14 protein-coding genes are annotated in these 18,502 nt (G+C 60.8%); 7 read left to right on the top strand and 7 right to left on the bottom strand.

Annotation, left to right across the window (positions count from 1 at the left end; all coding sequences use genetic code 11):
* Position 1: 1 nt before the first annotated feature.
* The 4 genes from RCO24_RS13605 to RCO24_RS13590 all read right to left on the bottom strand — a co-directional run bounded on the left by RCO24_RS13605 (position 2) and on the right by RCO24_RS13590 (position 4,962).
* A complete protein-coding gene (locus RCO24_RS13605; protein WP_308962830.1) occupies positions 2 to 631 on the bottom strand; it encodes a tetratricopeptide repeat protein in 630 nt (209 codons plus the stop codon).
* Positions 632 to 1,002: 371 nt separating this feature from the next.
* Positions 1,003 to 1,335, bottom strand: a complete 333-nt coding sequence (locus tag RCO24_RS13600) for a hypothetical protein (protein WP_308962828.1) — start codon at positions 1,333 to 1,335, stop codon at positions 1,003 to 1,005.
* Positions 1,336 to 1,359: 24 nt separating this feature from the next.
* Complete coding sequence (locus RCO24_RS13595) at positions 1,360 to 3,081, bottom strand: hypothetical protein (protein WP_308962826.1); 1,722 nt, start codon at positions 3,079 to 3,081, stop codon at positions 1,360 to 1,362.
* 105 nt (positions 3,082 to 3,186) lie between these two features.
* Positions 3,187 to 4,962: a multiheme c-type cytochrome gene (locus RCO24_RS13590; RefSeq protein ID WP_308962825.1), complete on the bottom strand. Its 1,776-nt coding sequence runs from the start codon at positions 4,960 to 4,962 to the stop codon at positions 3,187 to 3,189.
* On the opposite strand from RCO24_RS13590, the gene RCO24_RS13585 reads away from it, so the two are divergent.
* From RCO24_RS13585 to RCO24_RS13555, 7 genes are all read left to right on the top strand, one after another.
* A complete protein-coding gene (locus RCO24_RS13585; protein WP_308962824.1) occupies positions 4,939 to 5,382 on the top strand; it encodes a hypothetical protein in 444 nt (147 codons plus the stop codon). The two genes, RCO24_RS13590 and RCO24_RS13585, sit on opposite strands and share 24 nt — an antisense overlap.
* A 670-nt stretch (positions 5,383 to 6,052) precedes the next feature.
* Positions 6,053 to 7,153: a 2Fe-2S iron-sulfur cluster-binding protein gene (locus RCO24_RS13580; RefSeq protein ID WP_308962823.1), complete on the top strand. Its 1,101-nt coding sequence runs from the start codon at positions 6,053 to 6,055 to the stop codon at positions 7,151 to 7,153.
* A 95-nt stretch (positions 7,154 to 7,248) separates the two neighbouring features.
* Positions 7,249 to 8,217 (top strand): cytochrome c family protein, encoded by a 969-nt coding sequence (locus RCO24_RS13575; protein ID WP_308962822.1) that lies wholly within the window; start codon positions 7,249 to 7,251, stop codon positions 8,215 to 8,217.
* A gap of 22 nt (positions 8,218 to 8,239) precedes the next feature.
* The gene (locus RCO24_RS13570) at positions 8,240 to 9,163 is read left to right on the top strand and encodes a hypothetical protein (protein ID WP_308962820.1); all 924 of its coding nucleotides are present in this window, start codon (positions 8,240 to 8,242) and stop codon (positions 9,161 to 9,163) included.
* Positions 9,163 to 11,817 (top strand): cytochrome c3 family protein, encoded by a 2,655-nt coding sequence (locus tag RCO24_RS13565; RefSeq protein ID WP_308962819.1) that lies wholly within the window; start codon positions 9,163 to 9,165, stop codon positions 11,815 to 11,817. The genes RCO24_RS13570 and RCO24_RS13565 overlap by 1 nt, the downstream gene beginning before the upstream one ends.
* Positions 11,818 to 12,173: 356 nt before the next feature.
* Positions 12,174 to 13,895 (top strand): PQQ-dependent dehydrogenase, methanol/ethanol family, encoded by a 1,722-nt coding sequence (locus tag RCO24_RS13560; RefSeq protein ID WP_308962818.1) that lies wholly within the window; start codon positions 12,174 to 12,176, stop codon positions 13,893 to 13,895.
* 69 nt (positions 13,896 to 13,964) lie between these two features.
* The gene (locus RCO24_RS13555) at positions 13,965 to 14,357 is read left to right on the top strand and encodes a c-type cytochrome (RefSeq protein ID WP_308962817.1); all 393 of its coding nucleotides are present in this window, start codon (positions 13,965 to 13,967) and stop codon (positions 14,355 to 14,357) included.
* A gap of 31 nt (positions 14,358 to 14,388) precedes the next feature.
* Here the strand turns inward: RCO24_RS13555 and RCO24_RS13550 are convergent, their stop codons facing one another.
* From RCO24_RS13550 to lipA, 3 genes are all read right to left on the bottom strand, one after another.
* On the bottom strand, positions 14,389 to 15,348 hold the full coding sequence (locus tag RCO24_RS13550) for a DUF2950 domain-containing protein (RefSeq protein WP_308962816.1): 960 nt from the start codon (positions 15,346 to 15,348) through the stop codon (positions 14,389 to 14,391).
* Between the two features lie 53 nt (positions 15,349 to 15,401).
* The gene (locus RCO24_RS13545) at positions 15,402 to 16,670 is read right to left on the bottom strand and encodes a DUF3300 domain-containing protein (RefSeq protein ID WP_308962814.1); all 1,269 of its coding nucleotides are present in this window, start codon (positions 16,668 to 16,670) and stop codon (positions 15,402 to 15,404) included.
* Positions 16,671 to 16,838: 168 nt separating this feature from the next.
* Entirely contained in the window at positions 16,839 to 17,810 is a 972-nt protein-coding gene (gene lipA / locus RCO24_RS13540) for a lipoyl synthase (RefSeq protein WP_308962813.1), read from the bottom strand.
* Between the last annotated feature and the right edge of the window lie 692 nt (positions 17,811 to 18,502).

Genomic DNA, 18,502 nt, shown 5'->3' with positions numbered 1-18,502 from the left:
GTCATTCGGGCTTGAGGCCAAGCTCGATCGCGGCCGCCATGATCGTGCCCGATGCTGCGGAGTCGTCCTTGAAGACATCGAGCGCTTTGCGGAATGCTGTGTCCGCGACCTCTCTCTCGCCTAGAACGACGCGAGAGCGCATGAGGCGAGTCCAGCCATCGAGATCTCGCGGAGAATGATCGAGGCGATCAGCCAGGCCGTCGACCATCGAGCGGATAGCTTCGTCATTCTCATGTGGAGGCGTCGTTTCGGACTTCGCGAGTTTCTCTGCGCTTGGCGCATCACCTCCCTTAGGGGCGGCTCCGGTCTGCCCCGTCGAAGCGGTCTCCAACGTGCTCCCCCCGGAGGCCTTCGCCTTGGCTTGCTCGTATGAGGTCTTGAGCTCGGCGGAGTTCGGATCGAGTTCGATTGCCCTCGCATAGGCGGTAGCAGCTTGATCGTAGCGCTCCGTATTGAAGTAAGACCAGCCGAGCATCTGCCAGCCTTGAATGTCCGCCGGCGCGGTCTTGAGCCGAGCCGCGAGCTGCTCGATCATCGTGTTCACGTCGGGTAGGAGTTTATCGGCTGCCGCGTTGGAGGCCGGTTCTTCGCTTTTAATCGAACGTGTGTAGTCCTCTAGGTTCGCGAGCATTTCGTCGTCGGCCCCGGGCGATGCCGACGTGTCTGTGGTCGCGCCGTCGGAACCGGGAGAAGTCCGGAGATAAGAAGAAAGGGCGCCTATGCCTGCAACCACCAGAAAAACCGCGGCGGCAACCGTCAATCCTCGCGCAGCACCGTGAAGATTTTTGCCGCCTCTCCAGTTAGATGGCCGCAGACGAGAGCGGAGAGAAAATCTCGCCGCTCCCGATCTTGTTTCATCGAGCTTCCGAAGCTTAAGCCGAGATCGGATATCGAGGGGAATCTGCTCGCTGCGCGAAAAAACGACGAGCGCCGGTAGTGCGATCGACGAGACTATGAAAATCCAACCCAAGAACGTCAGAGACATCTGATACCTCCCTGCCATCAATTCCTGCGCGCCTTGTGGCGGCGGGGTGATTCAGAACCGCGATACCGGCTGCGGGTGTAGTAGGGACGGTAGTAGACATACCCCCCGATATGCGTCGGGTAGTGACCGCGGCTGTAGTAGTAGGGATAGTCGTAGTAGATATAGCTCGGCCCGATCGGCAGATAGATCCGCGGGCCGCGAACGCGACGCCTGCTCTCGAGCGCATAAGCCCTGGCGCTTTCGCGGGACTTCGAGAGGGATTTTTTGCCCGATGCGGCGTCGGCCGCTGGCGCGATGGCGAGAACGCCGACTGCCAGCAAGCAGGCCATCAAAATACTCCAACCACTCATGAGACACCTCGCATAGTTCATCGCTCAGAACTTCCTGCGGACCTCGGCGCGGAGGCCGAAATTGTCTTCGTCACCGCCCTCGAGGATCTGATAGGTGGCATCGGCGCGGAACAGCCAGGCCCGGTCGATCGGAACCTGATAGCGAACCCCGAAGCCATACTGCGCGTCCTTGGCGCCGATGCCGTCATCCTCGAATGGCTGCACCATGCCCACTTCGAAAACGAGCTGCTGATCCAGATTGAAGAGATACTGCAACCCGATCGCGCCGCCGAAGGTGTTGGAGGCGGTGTCGTCGAGTTTCGGGTAGCCGGTGAGTGCGTCGGTTTCGAAGTTGATGCCGACGTTCTTCAGGATGCCCGCGCCGTTGCCATCGACCAGGGGCTGCGGATTTCCGACGCCGATGAAGAAGTTGGCGTAGGGCAGCAGCGTGCTGGGCAAGCCGGTGATCAAGCTGTTTTCGGAAATCAGGGCAAAGCCGTCGCTGTTCCCTTCGGGATCCTCTCCGAAGTTCGCGAACATGCGCGTCGAGTTCGACACGGTATTGTAGTAGCGGCGGGTGTAGGCGGCGGTCAGGAAGTGCGTCAGAAGCTCCTTCTGCTCGTCGCGCCCCTGTATCAGGCCGTAGCCCGCTTCGATGTAGCCGTCGTAGGCGTCGATAAAGGCGGTCACGCCATAGAGGTTGGCCAGGTGATTGTCTTTCTCGTCCGCTCCGATGATGCCCGCGTTGTCGACATTGTCGAACGCGGCGAAGAAGGTGACGTCGAAGTTGGCAAGGCCGAGCGCCGCCGAGTTCTTGGCAGGAAGGCTCACTGCGGCACCCAGGATTGCGTCGTTCGCCCAGATCCCGTTCTGCAGGAACAGCGGGAAGAGACCGAAAGTGAACGGCAGGTCGAAACTGGCTTCCTGGCCGGTGAAGCCCGAATAAAGAGAGCCGAAATCACCTTCGAAGAAGAGTGTCTGCGGGTCGATGTCGAACTCGCCGTTGAACTTCCCATCGCCGTCGGCGCCGCCGAATTCGAAGCGGGTGAACTTTTTGTTGTCCTCCTGAATCGGCGTGAAGAACGCATGAATGCGTTCGGTGCCGGTGATCTTGAGGTCGACGTCAATGTTCAGTCGGGTCGCGACCTGTGCGATATCCTTGCCGTTATTGTTGTTGTGGGCGACCGCTGTCCGCCAGTCGCCATAGATGGCGAGACCCGGGAGCAGCGGATTTTTTACGCCGAGGACTGTGCTGCTCTCGTCGTATGCGCCGGAGGTGTATTGCTGACGACCGAGCTCGACCGGTGGGCGCGGCGGCTCGACCGCACTCTTGGCGCCATAGACATCGACCTGGTGCTGGGGATTGTATTTTGCCGCGTATTGCGGATCGGGCCGGAAAAGGTCTTCCTTGTCGGAAACGTTGCTGCGCTTGCGCGTCTTCGGGGTTGCGGCTTTGTCGTCCGTCTCCTTTGCGGCAACCTTCTTCTCGTCAGTCGTCTTCTCGCCGGTCGCCTGCTCGGCGGTCTCCTTTTCGCCTGTCTCCGTTTCGGAGGAGGCGCCCAAGTACTGCGCACCGGCCCGAACCTCTGACGGATCGACCCAGGAAACGCGGGGCGACACTTGGGTGACCCAGCCGCTATCGTTGGGCGTGCTGCTGCTTTCGCCCGCTGCTGGGCGCGCGGTGGTGCCGGAGATCACAAGGTAACCGCCGGCTACCAGCGCAATCGTGGCGGTGCTCGTCCTGACAAGGTACGCATTACAAATCATAAGGAAGCCCCACGTCGTGAACACTGAGCTGAGAGGGAAGGCTGGGCGCCCGCTTCTTTGAACCCCTCGCGGGCACCCAGCGTGAAAACCCCGGCTTTCTCGGTGTTAATTCTTCACATCGACTTCCACCGCGAAGGCGTGGAAGTTCATGATCCGCTCGTTCATGCTCTGCTCCATCTCCTTGGTGGAGCCGACGAAGCGCATGAAGTAGATCGGCTCGGCTCGGCTCCGCATGCGGAAGGCGAGGCGATACTTGCCCGGCTTCGTGATCAGGTTCCCTGGCACTTGGTACTTGGCCTGCTTCTCGCCGAGCGGCGCCAGCGAGCGGTTCTCCATGCGCACCAGCGGCGGATGGTTGAGAACGGTCGTCGGAACTCCAGGCGGACGTAGATGCGGCAGCGGGTCGATGTCGAAGTTCACCGGCAGGTACATCTCCCGCTCCGTGCCCTTGACGTTGGTCGTCAGGAACTTGGTCTGGAAGTGCACGAGCTGTTGGTCTGTCTTGATGCGTCCAGCCGCGACGTCCAGGCTGTGCAGATCGGCGATGTCGCCATTGCTGTCGACGTAGCCCGTCTCCCAGACGTTCTGGCCATCGGGATCGACGAGCGCCACGTTCACCCAGAGCTGCGGCTGCGCACCCAGTGAGCCGGACGGCAGGTTGTGCCCCGTGTTGGCGTTCTTGATTTTGTAGGAGAACGCTAGATCCTTGCCGACACTGGGCGTGCCCTCGATGTGGGGGCCGTCGATGTGGCTGCTGTTCTCCATGACCTGGTGGCGGAGCTCGTCGCGTTCGTCGAGCTTCTTCAGATTATCGTCGATGATCTCCCGCGCATCTTCACGGTCAACCGCATCGGCCCATCGCTTGGGAAAGTCGACCTTGGTTTTGCGGTCTGCGACCTTGTCTTCGAACTCTGCGGTACCCCAGCCGGCGCGCCAGTCGAATTCGAGCCAATCCTTGATGCTGATGTTCTTGGCCTTCGTGTTGTGCGGAAACACGCCGGGGTGGGCGATCGAGTAGCCCGGGCCGATAAAGCGATGATTTGCGTGCTTTCGTCCCGGATTGACCTCCTTGCCGCCCACAATGGCGGAAGGTGCGGTCGCGTAGCCCTCGGGCTTTCCGGGGACTTTGCCCATGTGGCAGTCCTGACAGGAGACGCCGGCCTTGCGTGCCGGGCTGTCGCGATACTGATCCCAGACGATCTCGAGTTTGATGCCGAGATTGACCGCAACCTGGTGACAGCTGACGCAGAACTCGGACTTGGTGATCTGGTCGTTGGTGATCATGCCCTCGTGAATGTCGTTGCCGCGCCCCTTCGTGCTGGTTTTGACGGAGTAGGTTTCCTTGTTGGCGAGAACGTCCTTGATCACGCTCTTTTCGCCGCTTCCGTAAACCGGCTCGTAGATCTTGCCCGGTTCAACCCGGCGCTCGCCGTTGACCTTGCCGTACTGCTCCTTGACGCGGTGGCAAGTGATGCAGCTCACGCCCTCGCGTGAGATCTGGCTGCGTTCCCAAAGCGGTGTCTCGCGGCTCTCGCCGAGCTGGGTGCCGACCTGCTGATGGCACCGCACGCAGAAGGTGCCGACCGTACCTTGCGTCAGGTCCTGGAACTTCTGCTCGAACTTGTGGAACATCGGCGAGATCGACGCATAGGCATGCTGCGACGAAGACCACTCGTCATAGATCTGCTTGTGGCACTCGCCGCATTGCGCAGCGGTGGGATAGAGGGAGAGAGTTTCGTTGTCGACTGCGGGTATCGGATCTTCCTTGCCTTTCGACGCTTTGGCTGCCGCACCGAGAAGAGACATCTCGCCGTAGCCGTCCGCATGGGCATCAGCGGAAAGCTTCGTTCCGCCACCGTGGATGTCGGACTTGGCGTTCACGGATTTGTCGCCCGCTTTTTTGATCTGCGCTCTTTTCTTCTCATCCTTCTTGATGAGCGCTTCGAGCGCCGCGTCCGCATTGTGGGCCGCAGCTGCTCCACTATTCTGAGCGAGCTCGGTTCTGGGTTGAGCTTGAGCGCTAGGGCTCCCTACGCCATCGCTGCCCCCAGCGATGGCATTCTTCTCAACGAACGCCGCGCTTATCAGCAGGGTGCTCGCGAAGACACGGAAAAACACTGCAAAAATGGACAATCGTTTCATCGCCCTACGCTCTCACAAGATTTAAAGGCTGAATCCCGATTTTTTATCCATCTCGCGAAACAGGCTCCCCGGCCGTTATGCGGGATTGATGCAATGAAAATTAATGAACGAAGCGGGCCGCCATATGGCCGAGTAAAATCAACGTTTGGAAATGAATGAGCTGAGAAAAATGTTCACCGGCTCCATAGGCGTCACGGGATCAATCGGATGAAAGGGTTGGTGAAATAAAAAGTGCAGCATTGAGCAGATGGCGTTTTGGCTTCCCGGCGAGCGCCAGCTCACCGTGCGAAACATGACATTTTCTGGATCATGGAATAAATAAGTATATCGCGTTTTAGCTTCACGCAGAGTGGGCGCGCGATGCGTTCCTCGTATGGAGCCGGGCTTATTAGCGCCTTGTGGAGCCTCGCTTCAGTTCATAGTGATCGCCATTCCCAGCAAAATTTGAAAGCTGTTTTTGAACGGCTGTCAGTTTCTCCTGCGATCATCCAAAACCATCAAAGGGTCATTGTCTGACCATGATGGAAGGTTAGGTCATTGCTGAGGGTTAGGCCGTGAAGGTCACGCGGATTGTCTCCTCCGAAATGCATTATCGATTGGAATCGTAGTCGATTTCACTTTGCCAATGCTAAGCGCCAGCCAAAATTTGGGGAAACAAAATGACGGACGATAGAAAGTAGTCGTCGTTTCTGCTTTCAGGCGACGAGGGCGGGGCATTTATCCAGAGCGTTTGTTTTTCGTCGGCTGTCTTGAATGTTCTACCGCGCAACGAAGGCGGGTCGCTCGCGCCAGCCGTAGATCGGTCACTTAGCCTTCCGGGATTGGGGCGATGGCAGGAAGTCACCAAATCACCATCAACGGTAAAAGCTTTCTCGCGCGGCGCGGCGAGTTGCTGCTGGATGCCGCTCTGGGCAACGGCATCGACCTGCCGTACGATTGCCGTGCCGGCCACTGCGGCACTTGCTGCGTTCGGCTCGTATCCGGCGAAGTGAACGGCGGCGAAGGCGCCTCGCCGGGTGTTGTTCACGCCTGTCAGTGCCGGATCGCAGGCGATGCGGTGATCGAGAAGACGCAGTCGTCGGCCGTCCGAACCGTCGAAGGCGTGCTGAGTTCATTGGTTCCCCTGTCGCCGGAGGTGATGGAAGTCGGCATCAGGACAGATCGCGCGCTGCCCTATCATGCGGGGCAATATGTGCAGGTGCGCTTCAACGGCTATCCGAGCCGCCCTTTCAGCATCACCCATCCGTTGTGCAGCAATCCGGATGGTCGCTCGATCTGGTTCCATGTTCGGCGCATGAAGGATGGGCGCGTCACCCCATCGCTTGGTAAGCGCATCAAGCCGGGCCACCGCGTCGAGCTGACCGGTCCCTACGGCTCGGCGCATTTCAGGTCTAATCCGGACTGCCGGCTCGTTCTCGTTGCCACCAACACCGGCTTCGCGCCGATCTGGTCCATCGCGGTGGCCGCGCTGCGCGAAAATACAGAGCGCCGGATGATGATCATCGTTGGTGGCCGCACCATCGAGTCGCTCTACATGGGGCCCGCCTTCATGCGGCTGGCGCGCTTCCCCAATGTCCTTGTCGTGCCTGTTTGCAGCACGCCTCAGTCCGTCACCCCGGTGGTGAAGCAGGGCCGGCCAACCGACTATCTGCCACGCCTGCTGCCGACCGATGTCGTCTACGTCTGCGGCGCGCCGGGAATGGTCGACGCGGTCAAATCGATCGCAGCGGGCGTTGGCGTGGCTTGCTACGCCGATCCGTTTCTCCCGACGGCCGGCGATGCCGTCGAGGCGAGTATTCTGACCCGCGTGAAGGGATGGCTCGCTGTGCCGACCGGCCGGCAGATGGGGCGACTTGCTCTCGATCGTCTCCGCAAACGGCGGGAACAGCCGATCGAGGAGTATGGGTTGGCGGAAGCACAGGGTGAGTAGTCATTACTGTTAGTAGTGTGCATAGCCTTCGGTTGATCAGGCTTGGGCCAACGTCCCGTCTCCGGTCTTCCGCACTTTGTCTCTGCGGCTTGCTGATGACCGTCGGCTTGGCTGCGGACGGCGCGGTTGCGTCCGATCCGGCCAAGACCGTCGGTCCGAATGCCTGTGCCGAATGCCACAAGCAGGAGGCCGAGGCCTGGAAGGGGTCGCATCACTTCAAAACCTTCCGCGAACTGCCGCGCAACACCAAGGCGAACGAGATCGCGGACAAAATGGGCGTGCGGCGCATCAAGTCGGATTCCCTGTGCCGGGATTGCCATTTCACGGTGCAAAACAAGAACAACCGAGAAGAGCCAGTCGCGGGCATCTCGTGCGAGTCCTGCCACAGCGCCGGGCAGGACTGGATCAAGGTCCACAGCGGATTCAGCGGCAAGACAATACTGTTCGAGAGCAAGGCCGAGGAAAAGGAGCGCTGGAAGCTCGCCGATTCCAAGGGAATGATCCGGCCGCGTTCGTTCTACCAGCTGGCGAAGAACTGCTTTGGCTGCCACGTCGTGGCGCGAGAAGATCTTGTGAACAAGGGCGGTCATCGGGCGGGCAGCGCGTTCGAGCTGGTGTCCTGGTCGCAAGGCGAAGTGCGGCACAACACCTGGTATTCCAAGGGCAGAGAGAACGTACCGGCCGACGCGGCGCGCAAGCGGATGCTCTATCTCGTCGGTCTCGGCGTCGAACTCGAGACGGCGTTGCGCGCGGTCGGTAAGGCGACTGCGAGAAGGACTTATGCGTTCGAGATGGCCAAGCGCGCCGATCGGGCGCGCAAGCAGCTTGCCGCCGCCGCGAAGGCGGTGCCGAACGTCCCGGAGCTCCCGAAGATGGTCGAGCTCGGTCATTCCGCCGGTCTGACGCTGAACAATGACCGCCTTCTGACGGTCGCTGCCGACGGCGTCTCCAAGCTGCTCGTGGGCATGACCGAGACGTATGACGGCAGCACGATGGCCGGGCTCGACAGCCTGATTCCTGGAGCGGACAAGCTCAAGGGTACGGCGAGAAAACCAGACAATTGATACCAGCCGACTGGCAACCCGAATGCGCTTCAAGAGGAAAACGGCCGTCGCCATGGACGGTCTCGGGGGAGTGGCCGTGAGATCGGCAGGACGGCGCGCGTCTGGATATCCCATCAGCCAGACCGTCCAGGGTCTTCTGATCGCGGCCATCTCCGCCGGCCTGTTCTGGCTCGTCTGGATCTATGGCAATGGGCTCCGCGATCCGCGCTATCTCGATGGCTGGATCCTTGCCGGTGGCATGAGCCTGCAGCTCTATTTCCACATCGCCATCAAAAGAGCCGTCCTGTCGCCGAAATCTGCCGCGCGCTGGCGGAAGATCCATATTTTTATCGGCTACCTGTTGATCGCCGCCTTCATCTCGCATTCGGATTTCTCTCTGCCGGACACCGGTTTCGAATGGGCGCTGTGGGTGGGCTTCGTGCTGGTGACGCTGAGTGGCATTCTCGGCACTTATCTCGCCTGGTCGCTGAAGACCAAGCATCAGATCGACGAGGGCATCAGTTATGATCGCATCCCCGGTCTTCGCGCCGATCTGGCGCGGGATGTCCACGCCGCCGTCGCCAGGACCGAACCGGCCGCCGCCGCGATCGCGCTGCCTGCACCGCCTTATGACGCCTGGATCCAGGATCTCTACGCCACCCACCTGCACGGCTTCTTCCAAGGGCAGCGCAACGTCGCCTCTCATCTGTTCGGCTCGCAGCGCCCGCTGAAAAGGCTGACGGGCGAGATCGACAACCTGTCGCGCTATGTCGACCAGCAGAGCAAGGAGAAGCTTGCCGCCATCAAGAACCTGGTGGTCGAGAAGGACCGGCTCGATTTCGCGCATGTCTATCTCGGGCTCACCAAAGCGTGCCTGTTCGTGCATGTTCCCGTCACCTACGCGCTGATCGTGCTCTCGGTGCATCACGTCCTCATCGCCTATGCTTTCTCATCGGGGGCTTGGTGATGTGGAAACCGGGATGGATCGGATGGGCTCTATCGCCGAAGGCCGAGCGGCGGGCGGCCTTTGGATCGCTGCGCGATCGTATCGCGGTGCTGTTGGCACTCGTGACCTTCGTCGGCCTCGGCGCAGCCCTCCTTCTCACCAAGGGCACGCAATTTCTGATGCCGGGTCCGCTCGCGAGCGCGCACGGCGGCATCGAGAAGTGCAGCGCCTGTCATACCAAGAGCGGCAGCGGAAAAGTGAGCTGGCTACACGGCCTCGTCGCCGGAGATCCGGAAGCCGACAGCAAAGCCTGTCTCACCTGTCACAAAATGCCGGATACCGCGTTCAACGCGCATGGCGCTTCAGCCGAAGCGCTCGAACAAAGCACCAAGCGGCTGACGAAAATTGCTGCTGAGTTGCCCGCGCCGCAATCAGCCCGTGCGCAGAACGCCGCCTTTCCAACGCACGACGTGGTTGCGCGCGGCCTCTATTGCGCGACCTGTCACCAGGAGCATCAGGGCACCAACTTCAGCCTGAACAAGATCTCCAACGAGCAATGCCGCTCCTGCCACGTGATGAAGTTCGACAGCTTCGACGGCAATCACCCGAAATTCGAGAGCTATCCGTTCAAGAAGCGCACGCGGATCATCTACGATCACGCCGGCCATTTCGGAAAACACTACCCGGAAGTGGCCAAGAAAAATCCGGCAAAGAGCATTCCCGAGACGTGCTCGACCTGTCACAACACGCGCGAGGACAAGCGTGTCATGGCCGTCGCGCCGTTTGAGCAAACCTGCACCGGGTGCCATCTCGACCAGATCGTCGGCAAGGAACGGGTCAGCGGCCCGAAAGGCGTTGCGTTCCTGAGCCTGCCTGGCCTCGACGTGCAGACGCTGACGAAAAAGAAGGCCGCTTTCGGAGAATGGCCGGAGGCGTCCGAAGCCGCGCTCACACCTTTCATGAAGGTGATGATCAGCCGGAACGATCGGGGCCGCGCTCTGCTCAAGACCGTGGACAGCCTGAACCTCCAGGATTTGGCAGATGCGAGCGACGATCAGATCAAGGCGGTGTCGGATCTCGTTTGGGAGATCAAGAGGCTGTTCTACGCCCTCATCAAGGGCAAGGCGTCGGACGTGCTCGGCGATTTCAACATCGGCGGCGGAGCGAAGCTGAGTGCGACGCTCGTTGCCGATCTGACCGCGAGCATTCCGCGCGATGTGGTCGTCAGCGCGCAACAGCAGTGGCTGCCCAATCTCGCCGCGGAAATGGCCAATCGCCCGGCACCGAAGGATCAGCAGAACAGCGGCTGGAGCCCGACGGTGACGGACTCTGGTTTGGCCGCAGGGAGCGAAAACAAAGCGGCCCGAAAAACCGACACGGCGAATGCCAAGTCCGGAGAAGGCGGGAAAGCGCGCGCCGCCAAAGAAATGTCTCCCCCGATGAGAGCCGGCGTCGGAGACGCTCAGAAAGCCAGCGTCGGAGACGCCCAGAAAGCAAGTGTCGGAGACGCCCAGAAACCAGCACAGTCGGAAGATGCGACAGTAAAAACCTATACCACGAACGCCGGCCCCGATGACGGCGAGGGTGCCGCCGACGCGCCCGGCGGGGCGGTCGGAGCCCGCTTACCGTTGCCGAGTGGCACGCCTCGCTCGATCGACGCAGCGCGCAACAAGGACGCCGAGAGGGACGATCGACCTGAAGGATCGGCCGACAAAGCCGAAACCGCGAAATCCAAGCGCGATGGTCCCGGACCTGCGGACGATGCTTCCAAGGCGGACGCAAACGTGCCTGCCGATGCTCCCGCGGCGTCAGAGACCGCAAACACCAAGTCCGATAGCGGCACGGAAACGCCATCCAGCAGGCAACAGCCTCAAGGCAAGGCGACAGAGCAGACCGACGATCTACTTTTCCCCACGGAGGAAGAGCTGCGCGGGGTGAGTGCCGCCAGCAAGGAGGCCGCGAAACCTGCCCAGCCTGACGGGGCAGCCGCGAACGCCGAGCCCGATTCCACCGCCAAGGCGGATGAGAAGGCGCCAGCCGGCACATCGTCCGCTTCAAAGGCGGCGGTATCGGAACCGCAAACCAGGGTCGCGCCCGTGATCAGCATTGAAAGCGACGTGGATCCGGAGAGCTGGGCGGAGTATGGCGGCTGGTACCGGCAGGACTTTGCGATTTTCTATCGCCCCACGGGCCACAAGGACAAGTTCATCTACTCGTGGCTCTTTTTGACAGGTCCCCAAGCACCGAAGGGCGATGCCGGCCCGGCCGCAGCTGTCTTCGACGCCCTCACGGGTAAGGACGCTCAGGGATCCTGCGCGAAATGCCATAGCGTGGACGAGATCCAGGGCAAAGGGCGGGTCGTCAATTTCTCCCCGCCGTCAGCCAAGAGCAAAAAGGGACGCTTCACGAGCTTCATCCATGAGCCGCATTTCGGCCTCCTGGAAACACGCGGGTGTCTGAGTTGCCATGAGCTTGAGAAGGGCAGCCCGTATCTGAAGAGCTACGAGCAGGGCAACCCGCAAAACTTCGCATCCAATTTCGGCGCCGTGAAAAAGGATCTCTGCCAGACCTGTCACACCAGCAACATGGCGCGCCAGGACTGTCTCCTGTGCCACAAGTATCATGTGAACGGCGCGATCACGCCAATCATGAGTACGAAACTTCCGACCCAATAGCGCTTGGCACCATCACGATCCCGTCTTCGAAAGCTGACGCTTTCGGGGGCCTGTTCCGCAACATGCGCCAACCGATAATTTGAGCGGAATTTGTTCGCTCCTGCGGTCGTCGACCGATGGGCTCGAAGGCCCGTAGGCGGATGGAATGCCAGCGCTGTTTTTGCGTATTACCGCCGCGACACCTGTGTCGCCCGGTTTGCCGGGGCATCCACCCCTGAAAATCCTAAGCCATTGATTTTGCCTTCCCGGGAAGTTTTCCCAGAAATGGCATGATGACTGCACCCCGGTCATTGCCGACCTCGTGGCGATCCGTCCGGATCGCCCAAAAAAAGCATGGCAAATGGGAGCGACAATCAATGAAGGGCAGAGTTAGCCTCAAGAGGGCATTGCTGGCGAGTGCCGCGATAGGCGTGTGCGCATCACCTGCGGTTTCACTCGGCGTCTCGACGCTCGATGGCAAGCACATCGAATACTACGTCACCGAAGACATGCTGCTGAATGCGGACAAGGATCCGAACAACTGGCTCATGTACGGCCGCGACTACGAAAGCACGCGCTATTCGCCTCTGAAACAGATCAATTCGGACAACGTCGGCGATCTCGTCGCCAAATGGAGCCTGTCTTTTGGCGTTCTCGGCGCCCAGGATTCACAGATCACGGCCGTGAATGGCCGCCTCTACGTGTCGTCGAGCCAGAACCGCGTGTTCGCCATCGACGGCGTCACCGGCAAGGTGCTTTGGCGCTACGATCGCAAGCTCCCGGCCGACCTTGGTCCGAAGCTCTGCTGCGGCGACGTGAACCGCGGCGTGATCGCCTACGAGGACAAGGTGATCCTGGCGACGCTCGACACTCACGTCGTCGCACTCGACAACCACACCGGAGAGGTCGTCTGGGAGACGAAGCTCGGCGACTACAAGACCGGCGAGATCTTCACGTCCATGCCGATGATCGTCGACAATAAGATTTTGATCGGCAACTCGGGCGGCGACGTGGGCGCCAACCCTGGCACGATCTACGCCTTGAATGCCGATGACGGAAAGGAAGCTTGGAAAACGCACACCGTTCCCATGACCGGAAAGGAAGAGATCGCGAAAACGTGGGGTGGCGACTCCTGGAAGACGGCGGGCGGAACCCCGTGGCTTCCGGGCTCGTACGACAAGGAAACCGGCCTTTTGCTTTGGGGCGTGGGCAATCCGGTCCCCGACTTCGACGGTAGCGTTCGCCCCGGCGACAACCTCTACACGGGATCCACGATCGCGATCGACGTGAAGACCGGCGCCATCAAAGGCCACTTCCAGTACACGCCGCATGACGTGTGGGACTACGACGGCACCAACGAATCGATCCTTATCACCGACAAGCAGGACCGTAAGACCTGGCTCCACGCAGATCGTAACGGGCACCTCTACTCGATCGATCGCAAGACCTACAAATGCAACTGGGTCGTGCCGATGGGGCGGGTCAACTGGGTGAAGAGCTGGGGCGACAACTGCCGGCCCGAGGCGGACCCAGAAAAGATCCCGACTTACGGCAAGGAGACCAAGGACATCGCGCCCGTACTCGACGGCGGCAAGGAATGGGTACCTGCCGCCTTCAGCAAGAGAACGGGGTACGTCTATGTACCCGGTCGCGACATGTCGATGGATCTCGCCGCCAAGAAACAGGAGTTCAAGCCCGGTCAGTGGTTCCTGGGAACCGACGTTCTGCGGCTCAACCCCGGTGGCGGGTACGTGAAGGCGTTCGATGGCACCACGGGCGAACTGGTGTGGTCTCGCCGTCAAAACACGCCCGCGACGGGCGGCATGCTGGCAACCGCCGGAGGCTTGGTCTTCAACGGTGACGCAGAAGGAACGTTCCGCGCCATCAAGGACGATACCGGCGAGACGCTGTGGGAGTTCAATGTCGGAACCGGCATTCACTCGAACCCCACCACTTTCATGGTCGGCGACACCCAGTACGTTGCCATCCTGGCAGGACCGGGCGGCGGCAGCATCTGGCCGCTGGTCTACGGCGAATGGCTGAAGACGCGCCAGCTCGGCGGCAGCCTGTTCGTGTTTGCGGTCCACAAGCGCAAATAGCCTCGAGCGGCACGCCGGCCTTTGGGCGGGCGTGCCGCGACCGACCTTGCACCCAGGAGCCACCGGAAGATGAAACATGTGACGGCCGTGCTGTCGATGGCGACGGCACTATTGTTCGCAGCAGGCGTAGGGATCGCGTTTGCAGACGACGCTGCGGAAAAGAAGAACCCACTTGAGGGCCAGGCAACGGCGATCGAGGCAGGAAAAGCGCTCTACAGCAACACTTGCCTCTTCTGCCATGGCCCCAACGGCCTCGGCGCCCGCGCACCCAACCTCGTCGAAGGCCTGTTCCGCCCCAACGGCGGAGCCGACGACACGATCGTGTTCGACATCATTTTCAAAGGCCGCCCCGGCACCCTCATGGGCGGGTTCGAGGGCACCTATTCGGAGACCGAAATCTGGCAGGTCATCTCCTACCTGCGGCAGGAAGGGATCGCGCGCGCCAAGCCGAAGCCAAAATAGCGTTCCGCGTGGTCGGCGAGATCTGGGTTGATCACTCGCCGGCGGGCAAGCTCACCTTGGTCCATGTGCTGTCCGGATCGAACGAATAGATCCGGGCGGATTCGCGCGCCGTATCGGCACCCAGGTCCTTCTCGAAGACGACGCCGTCATCGTCGACGATGAAGGTCATCACGCCGGAATTGCCGTACTCCGCAGGGATCGCGATCAAACCGAAGCCGCCGATCATGCGGCCGTTGATGAGATACTCCCGTTGCCCGCCATTGGCCGACGGCCCCTGCGAATACAGGATGCGGTAGAAATAGCCGTGATAGGCGCGCGGGGCGCCGGTGCTATCGGTGCGCGCATAGCCTTGCCTTTGCGCATTCGCCATCAGCGGACCGAGCGGGCTCACGTCGCCATCTCCGGATGCCGGCCAGTAAAGCCCGTCCTTTTTTCCCTCTTTGCTCAACAGCCTCCGTGCGTATTGCGGACCGCGCCCGTCCCGATCGAGAGCAGCATACTCTCGTTGCGCGTCGAGGTAGGCGCGCATGACTTCCAGGGCCGCCAGCTCATTCTCGCCGATGCGCCGGGTTAGGATTTCATCCAGTCCCGCGACCGTATCCCAACGCCACTTGCCGGCCGTCTCGACCAGCGGAACCGGGAACGGAAATTCGTCGTGTCCGATCACGAGGATGGCTTCCGTATCCTTCACGCGATCCAGCTTGTTCGCTTCATCGAATGCCGCGATGAACTTTTCGCGCCGCGCCGCATCGGCGACGGGATCGCCGGATTGTGCGATTTCGGAACCTTCGGGGCCGAGCACACGCACGATCTCAGCTGTTCCTTCGCTTTTGACGGCGCTGACGAGGGCCGCGACAGCTTCGTCGGGAGAGCTGAAAACGGACTGCTCGTCTGCGGCACGGGCTGCGAAAGACGGAAGCGAAAGTCCGAGCGCAACGGCGAGAGTGACGAGGCCCGGTCGATGAAATCTCGGTTTGCGAAGTTTGAACACGGCACGCGCTCCATTCGTAAAGCTGAGATTGAAGGCATCCGAATTGTCGGGGGCTATCTTCGACCCCGTCCGCCGCCGCCCCTGTGCATTCCTCCGCCTCTGTTTATTCCCCCACCCCTGTTGATCCCGCCGCCGCCGCGTTGAACGGCCCGCATCGGTGGGGCGGACATGTGCTTGGCTGCAGATTTGCGGCTCACTTGCCCGCGATCGACTTGCTTCTTGACGTCGCCTTTTCTTTTCACGTCCAAAGCCTTTGATGGGCTCTCGCGAGAGCGGGCTTTGTCGGAGATGTCCCTTTTGGGCGTCCGGTCTCCGGCCCTGTCTTTGACTTTCTGGCCGCCTTGACCAGCCCGGTCTTTGAGATCGCCGTCGCGACCGGCGCCATCCCGAAGCTTGTCGCCGGCTTTGTCGCCAAGCTTGTCTTTGTCGAAGCCGCGGAAATCCTGGCGTGCGCTATCGAGCTTTTCGCGCGACTTGCCGAATTTGTCGCGTGCCTCTTTCCCGCGATAAGGAACGGAGCCGCGATGGTGCGGATCATGAACCCATTTGTTGGACGTGATCTGCGCGCGGTTGACGTTGATGCGATTGTAGCGGTCGACGTTGATGTCGATGTCGTGATTGTGCCAATCCCAATGTCCCCATCGCCACAGCGATGTTCCGATCGCGAGGCCGGTTCCCCAGAAGAGTCCGGATACGAAATAGGAAGGTGGCGTATCCCAGTACCAGTAGTAGGGAGGATAGTCCGGATACCACCACGATCCGTAGACGACTGTCGGCTGGTAGACCGGAACGTAGACGACCTCCGGATTTGCGGGTTCGATGATGATCGCGTTGTCCCGCTTGGAGACCTTCTGCTTGTCGTTCGTTTTGAGAGAGCCCGCAGCATCGGCCTTCTGGCGCAGAAACTGGACGCGGTCCATGACGTCGTTTTGCTGGGCGAGGAAGGCGTCGCCGAGCTTCTGCGTCCAATCGAGCTTGTCGTTCATGGTTCGCAGAACGTCGGGGAAAAGTACCAGGGATTTGACGCTCGGATCCCAATCCTTGCCGTCGAGGGCCTTCTCGAGAGCCTCGCCCTTGAGCTTGGCATTTGCGCTGTCCTGCCGCCAGCGCGCCGCCTGCACGACTTCAAGCGGGTAGGTGGAGGCGACGAGCACGTTGGTGAGAAGATCGTCGGGGTAAAGCGCGATCGGCGCGAGCATCTGATCGAGCTGCTGGGTCGAGAATTCTTTCGCCGCCTGATTGTCTTGGGCCGACGCCGCGAGGGGCGCCAACAGCAGCGCGAACAGCATCCAGCTAGCCGGAAGCGACAGTCTGAGAGGCATTATGTCCTCCTGCGATCAGTCCCCCTTCTAGGCTTGTCGGCTTCCCCCTCGTTCGCGCTTTCGGTCGAGCCGCATCGGTCTCGGCGGCTGGCTGGCGGCCATAGTATGCTGCCGCCACGCGTCTTTTCCAATGGATAAACGGAATTCCTTAACGACGCTCCGTAAACGTCATTCAGATGTTTCAACGCTACCCCGGTCGGCGGCTCGGCGCGCAGCACGAAGGCGCTCGAAATCTTCGTCCGCGTGGTGCGATGAGCGCGTGAGCGGCGAAGAAGAGACGAGCAGAAATCCTTTCGCCAGTCCGATCCGGCGATAGGTCTCGAACTCGTCGGGAGGAACATATCGGACGAGCGGCGCGTGCTTCGGTGTCGGTTGCAGGTATTGGCCGATCGTCAGGAAGTCGACGCCGGCCGAACGCAGATCGTCCATGACCTGATAAACCTCGTCGCGCTCCTCGCCGAGCCCGACCATGATCCCCGATTTCGTGAACACCTGGGGAGTGAGGCGCTTCGCGGTTTCTAGCAGCCGAAGCGAATGGAAGTAGCGCGCGCCCGGGCGGATCCGGAGATAGAGCGACGGCACGGTCTCGAGGTTGTGATTGAACACGTCCGGCCGCGCGGCCATCACCGTCTCAATCGCCCCGCTCTTGCGCAGGAAATCCGGCGTCAGCACCTCGATGGTTGCGCCCGGTGCGCTGAGGCGTACCGCTTCGATGGTCCTCGCGAAATGCTCCGCGCCGCCATCGGCGAGATCGTCGCGATCCACCGAGGTAATGACCACGTGTTTGAGGCCCAGCTTGGCAACGGCCGCCGCGACTTCTTCCGGTTCGCGATCGTTCAATGGCTGCGGAATTCCGGTCCTGACGTTACAAAAGGCGCACGCGCGCGTGCATGTATCGCCCATGATCATCATCGTCGCGTGCCGCTTCGACCAGCACTCGCTGAGATTTGGACAAGCGGCCTCCTCACAGACCGTCTTGAGCCCATGTTCGCGCACGACGGAGAGAGTTTGGTTCAGCACGCTCCCTGATGAGAGCGTGACGCGGATCCAATCCGGGCGCGGCGGAGAGGGCGAGTCCGGTCGCTTGGCCTTCTCGGGATGTCGTGGCCGGTTCTGAAGCGTGTTGATGAGGGTGACCATGGGAACCTGGACGATGGAGATTTCCCGGGAAGCGGCAGCAAAGCGGAAAAAAAGTGAGGCGGCTCACCTATTAGATTGGGAGAAGGTGTTAGGCGAGCCGCCTCCCCCGGAAAGCCTTGCAGCCGTCCCAAGGGTCAGGAGACGAGCGCCGATACGCAGCCAGTCGCGTGAAACTGGAGCGCCGTTTGCTCGCTTCGAAGAGCGCAGTGAGTATTGCGAGCACCTCAGGAGACGACTTCTAAATGAGGTCAATACATCAACGCCCCGACGCCGCTTACGTCAGCAAATGGTGTGCCAAGCTCTGAGCGGTATGCACTTGAGCGGAGCGCTATTCCCAACCGGCAGAAAATAACGCGCTGTGTTGCCTTGTTTTCCTCTCGCTCGTGCGCGGGGAGCGAGAAACGAGCGGGTTTTGTGTGATGCACGCCGTCCATGTGACACGTGAATGAGACAGTCCCCTGCGACATGTGACGCAACCCGACGAGGCACGCGGGAATTTCCTGCGAAAATAGCCGATTGCCTTTGGCACGCGCTTTGCGGTCCAAGCCGCACTTGTCGACCTGTTGGTCGGCGTCATTTTCTTGGAGCGCATTCCTATGAACAAGCCCGCACGTCCGTCCGAGATGACGCCGTTTCAGGTCACCACCGGCCCGCTGTCCGGCTCGCGCAAAATCTATTCGGCCCCGGCAGAA

The sequence above is a fragment of the Hyphomicrobium sp. LHD-15 genome, assembly GCF_031157355.1.
In the GTDB taxonomy this organism is placed as follows: domain Bacteria; phylum Pseudomonadota; class Alphaproteobacteria; order Rhizobiales; family Hyphomicrobiaceae; genus Hyphomicrobium_C.
The sequence above is the reverse complement of the archived record's forward strand: the minus strand, read 5'-3'. Positions and strand labels throughout refer to the sequence as shown.

What these genes read in the sequence shown, in the direction of transcription:
- RCO24_RS13605 (WP_308962830.1), bottom strand. Translation starts at nt 631, where the DNA reads ATGCTCGCGAACCTAGAGGACTACACACGTTCGATTAAAAGCGAAGAA.
- RCO24_RS13600 (WP_308962828.1), bottom strand. Translation starts at nt 1,335, where the DNA reads ATGAGTGGTTGGAGTATTTTGATGGCCTGCTTGCTGGCAGTCGGCGTT.
- RCO24_RS13595 (WP_308962826.1), bottom strand. Translation starts at nt 3,081, where the DNA reads ATGATTTGTAATGCGTACCTTGTCAGGACGAGCACCGCCACGATTGCG.
- RCO24_RS13580 (WP_308962823.1), top strand. Translation starts at nt 6,053, where the DNA reads ATGGCAGGAAGTCACCAAATCACCATCAACGGTAAAAGCTTTCTCGCG.
- RCO24_RS13575 (WP_308962822.1), top strand. Translation starts at nt 7,249, where the DNA reads ATGACCGTCGGCTTGGCTGCGGACGGCGCGGTTGCGTCCGATCCGGCC.
- RCO24_RS13570 (WP_308962820.1), top strand. Translation starts at nt 8,240, where the DNA reads ATGCGCTTCAAGAGGAAAACGGCCGTCGCCATGGACGGTCTCGGGGGA.
- RCO24_RS13565 (WP_308962819.1), top strand. Translation starts at nt 9,163, where the DNA reads ATGTGGAAACCGGGATGGATCGGATGGGCTCTATCGCCGAAGGCCGAG.
- RCO24_RS13560 (WP_308962818.1), top strand. Translation starts at nt 12,174, where the DNA reads ATGAAGGGCAGAGTTAGCCTCAAGAGGGCATTGCTGGCGAGTGCCGCG.
- RCO24_RS13555 (WP_308962817.1), top strand. Translation starts at nt 13,965, where the DNA reads ATGAAACATGTGACGGCCGTGCTGTCGATGGCGACGGCACTATTGTTC.
- RCO24_RS13545 (WP_308962814.1), bottom strand. Translation starts at nt 16,670, where the DNA reads ATGCCTCTCAGACTGTCGCTTCCGGCTAGCTGGATGCTGTTCGCGCTG.
- lipA (WP_308962813.1), bottom strand. Translation starts at nt 17,810, where the DNA reads ATGGTCACCCTCATCAACACGCTTCAGAACCGGCCACGACATCCCGAG.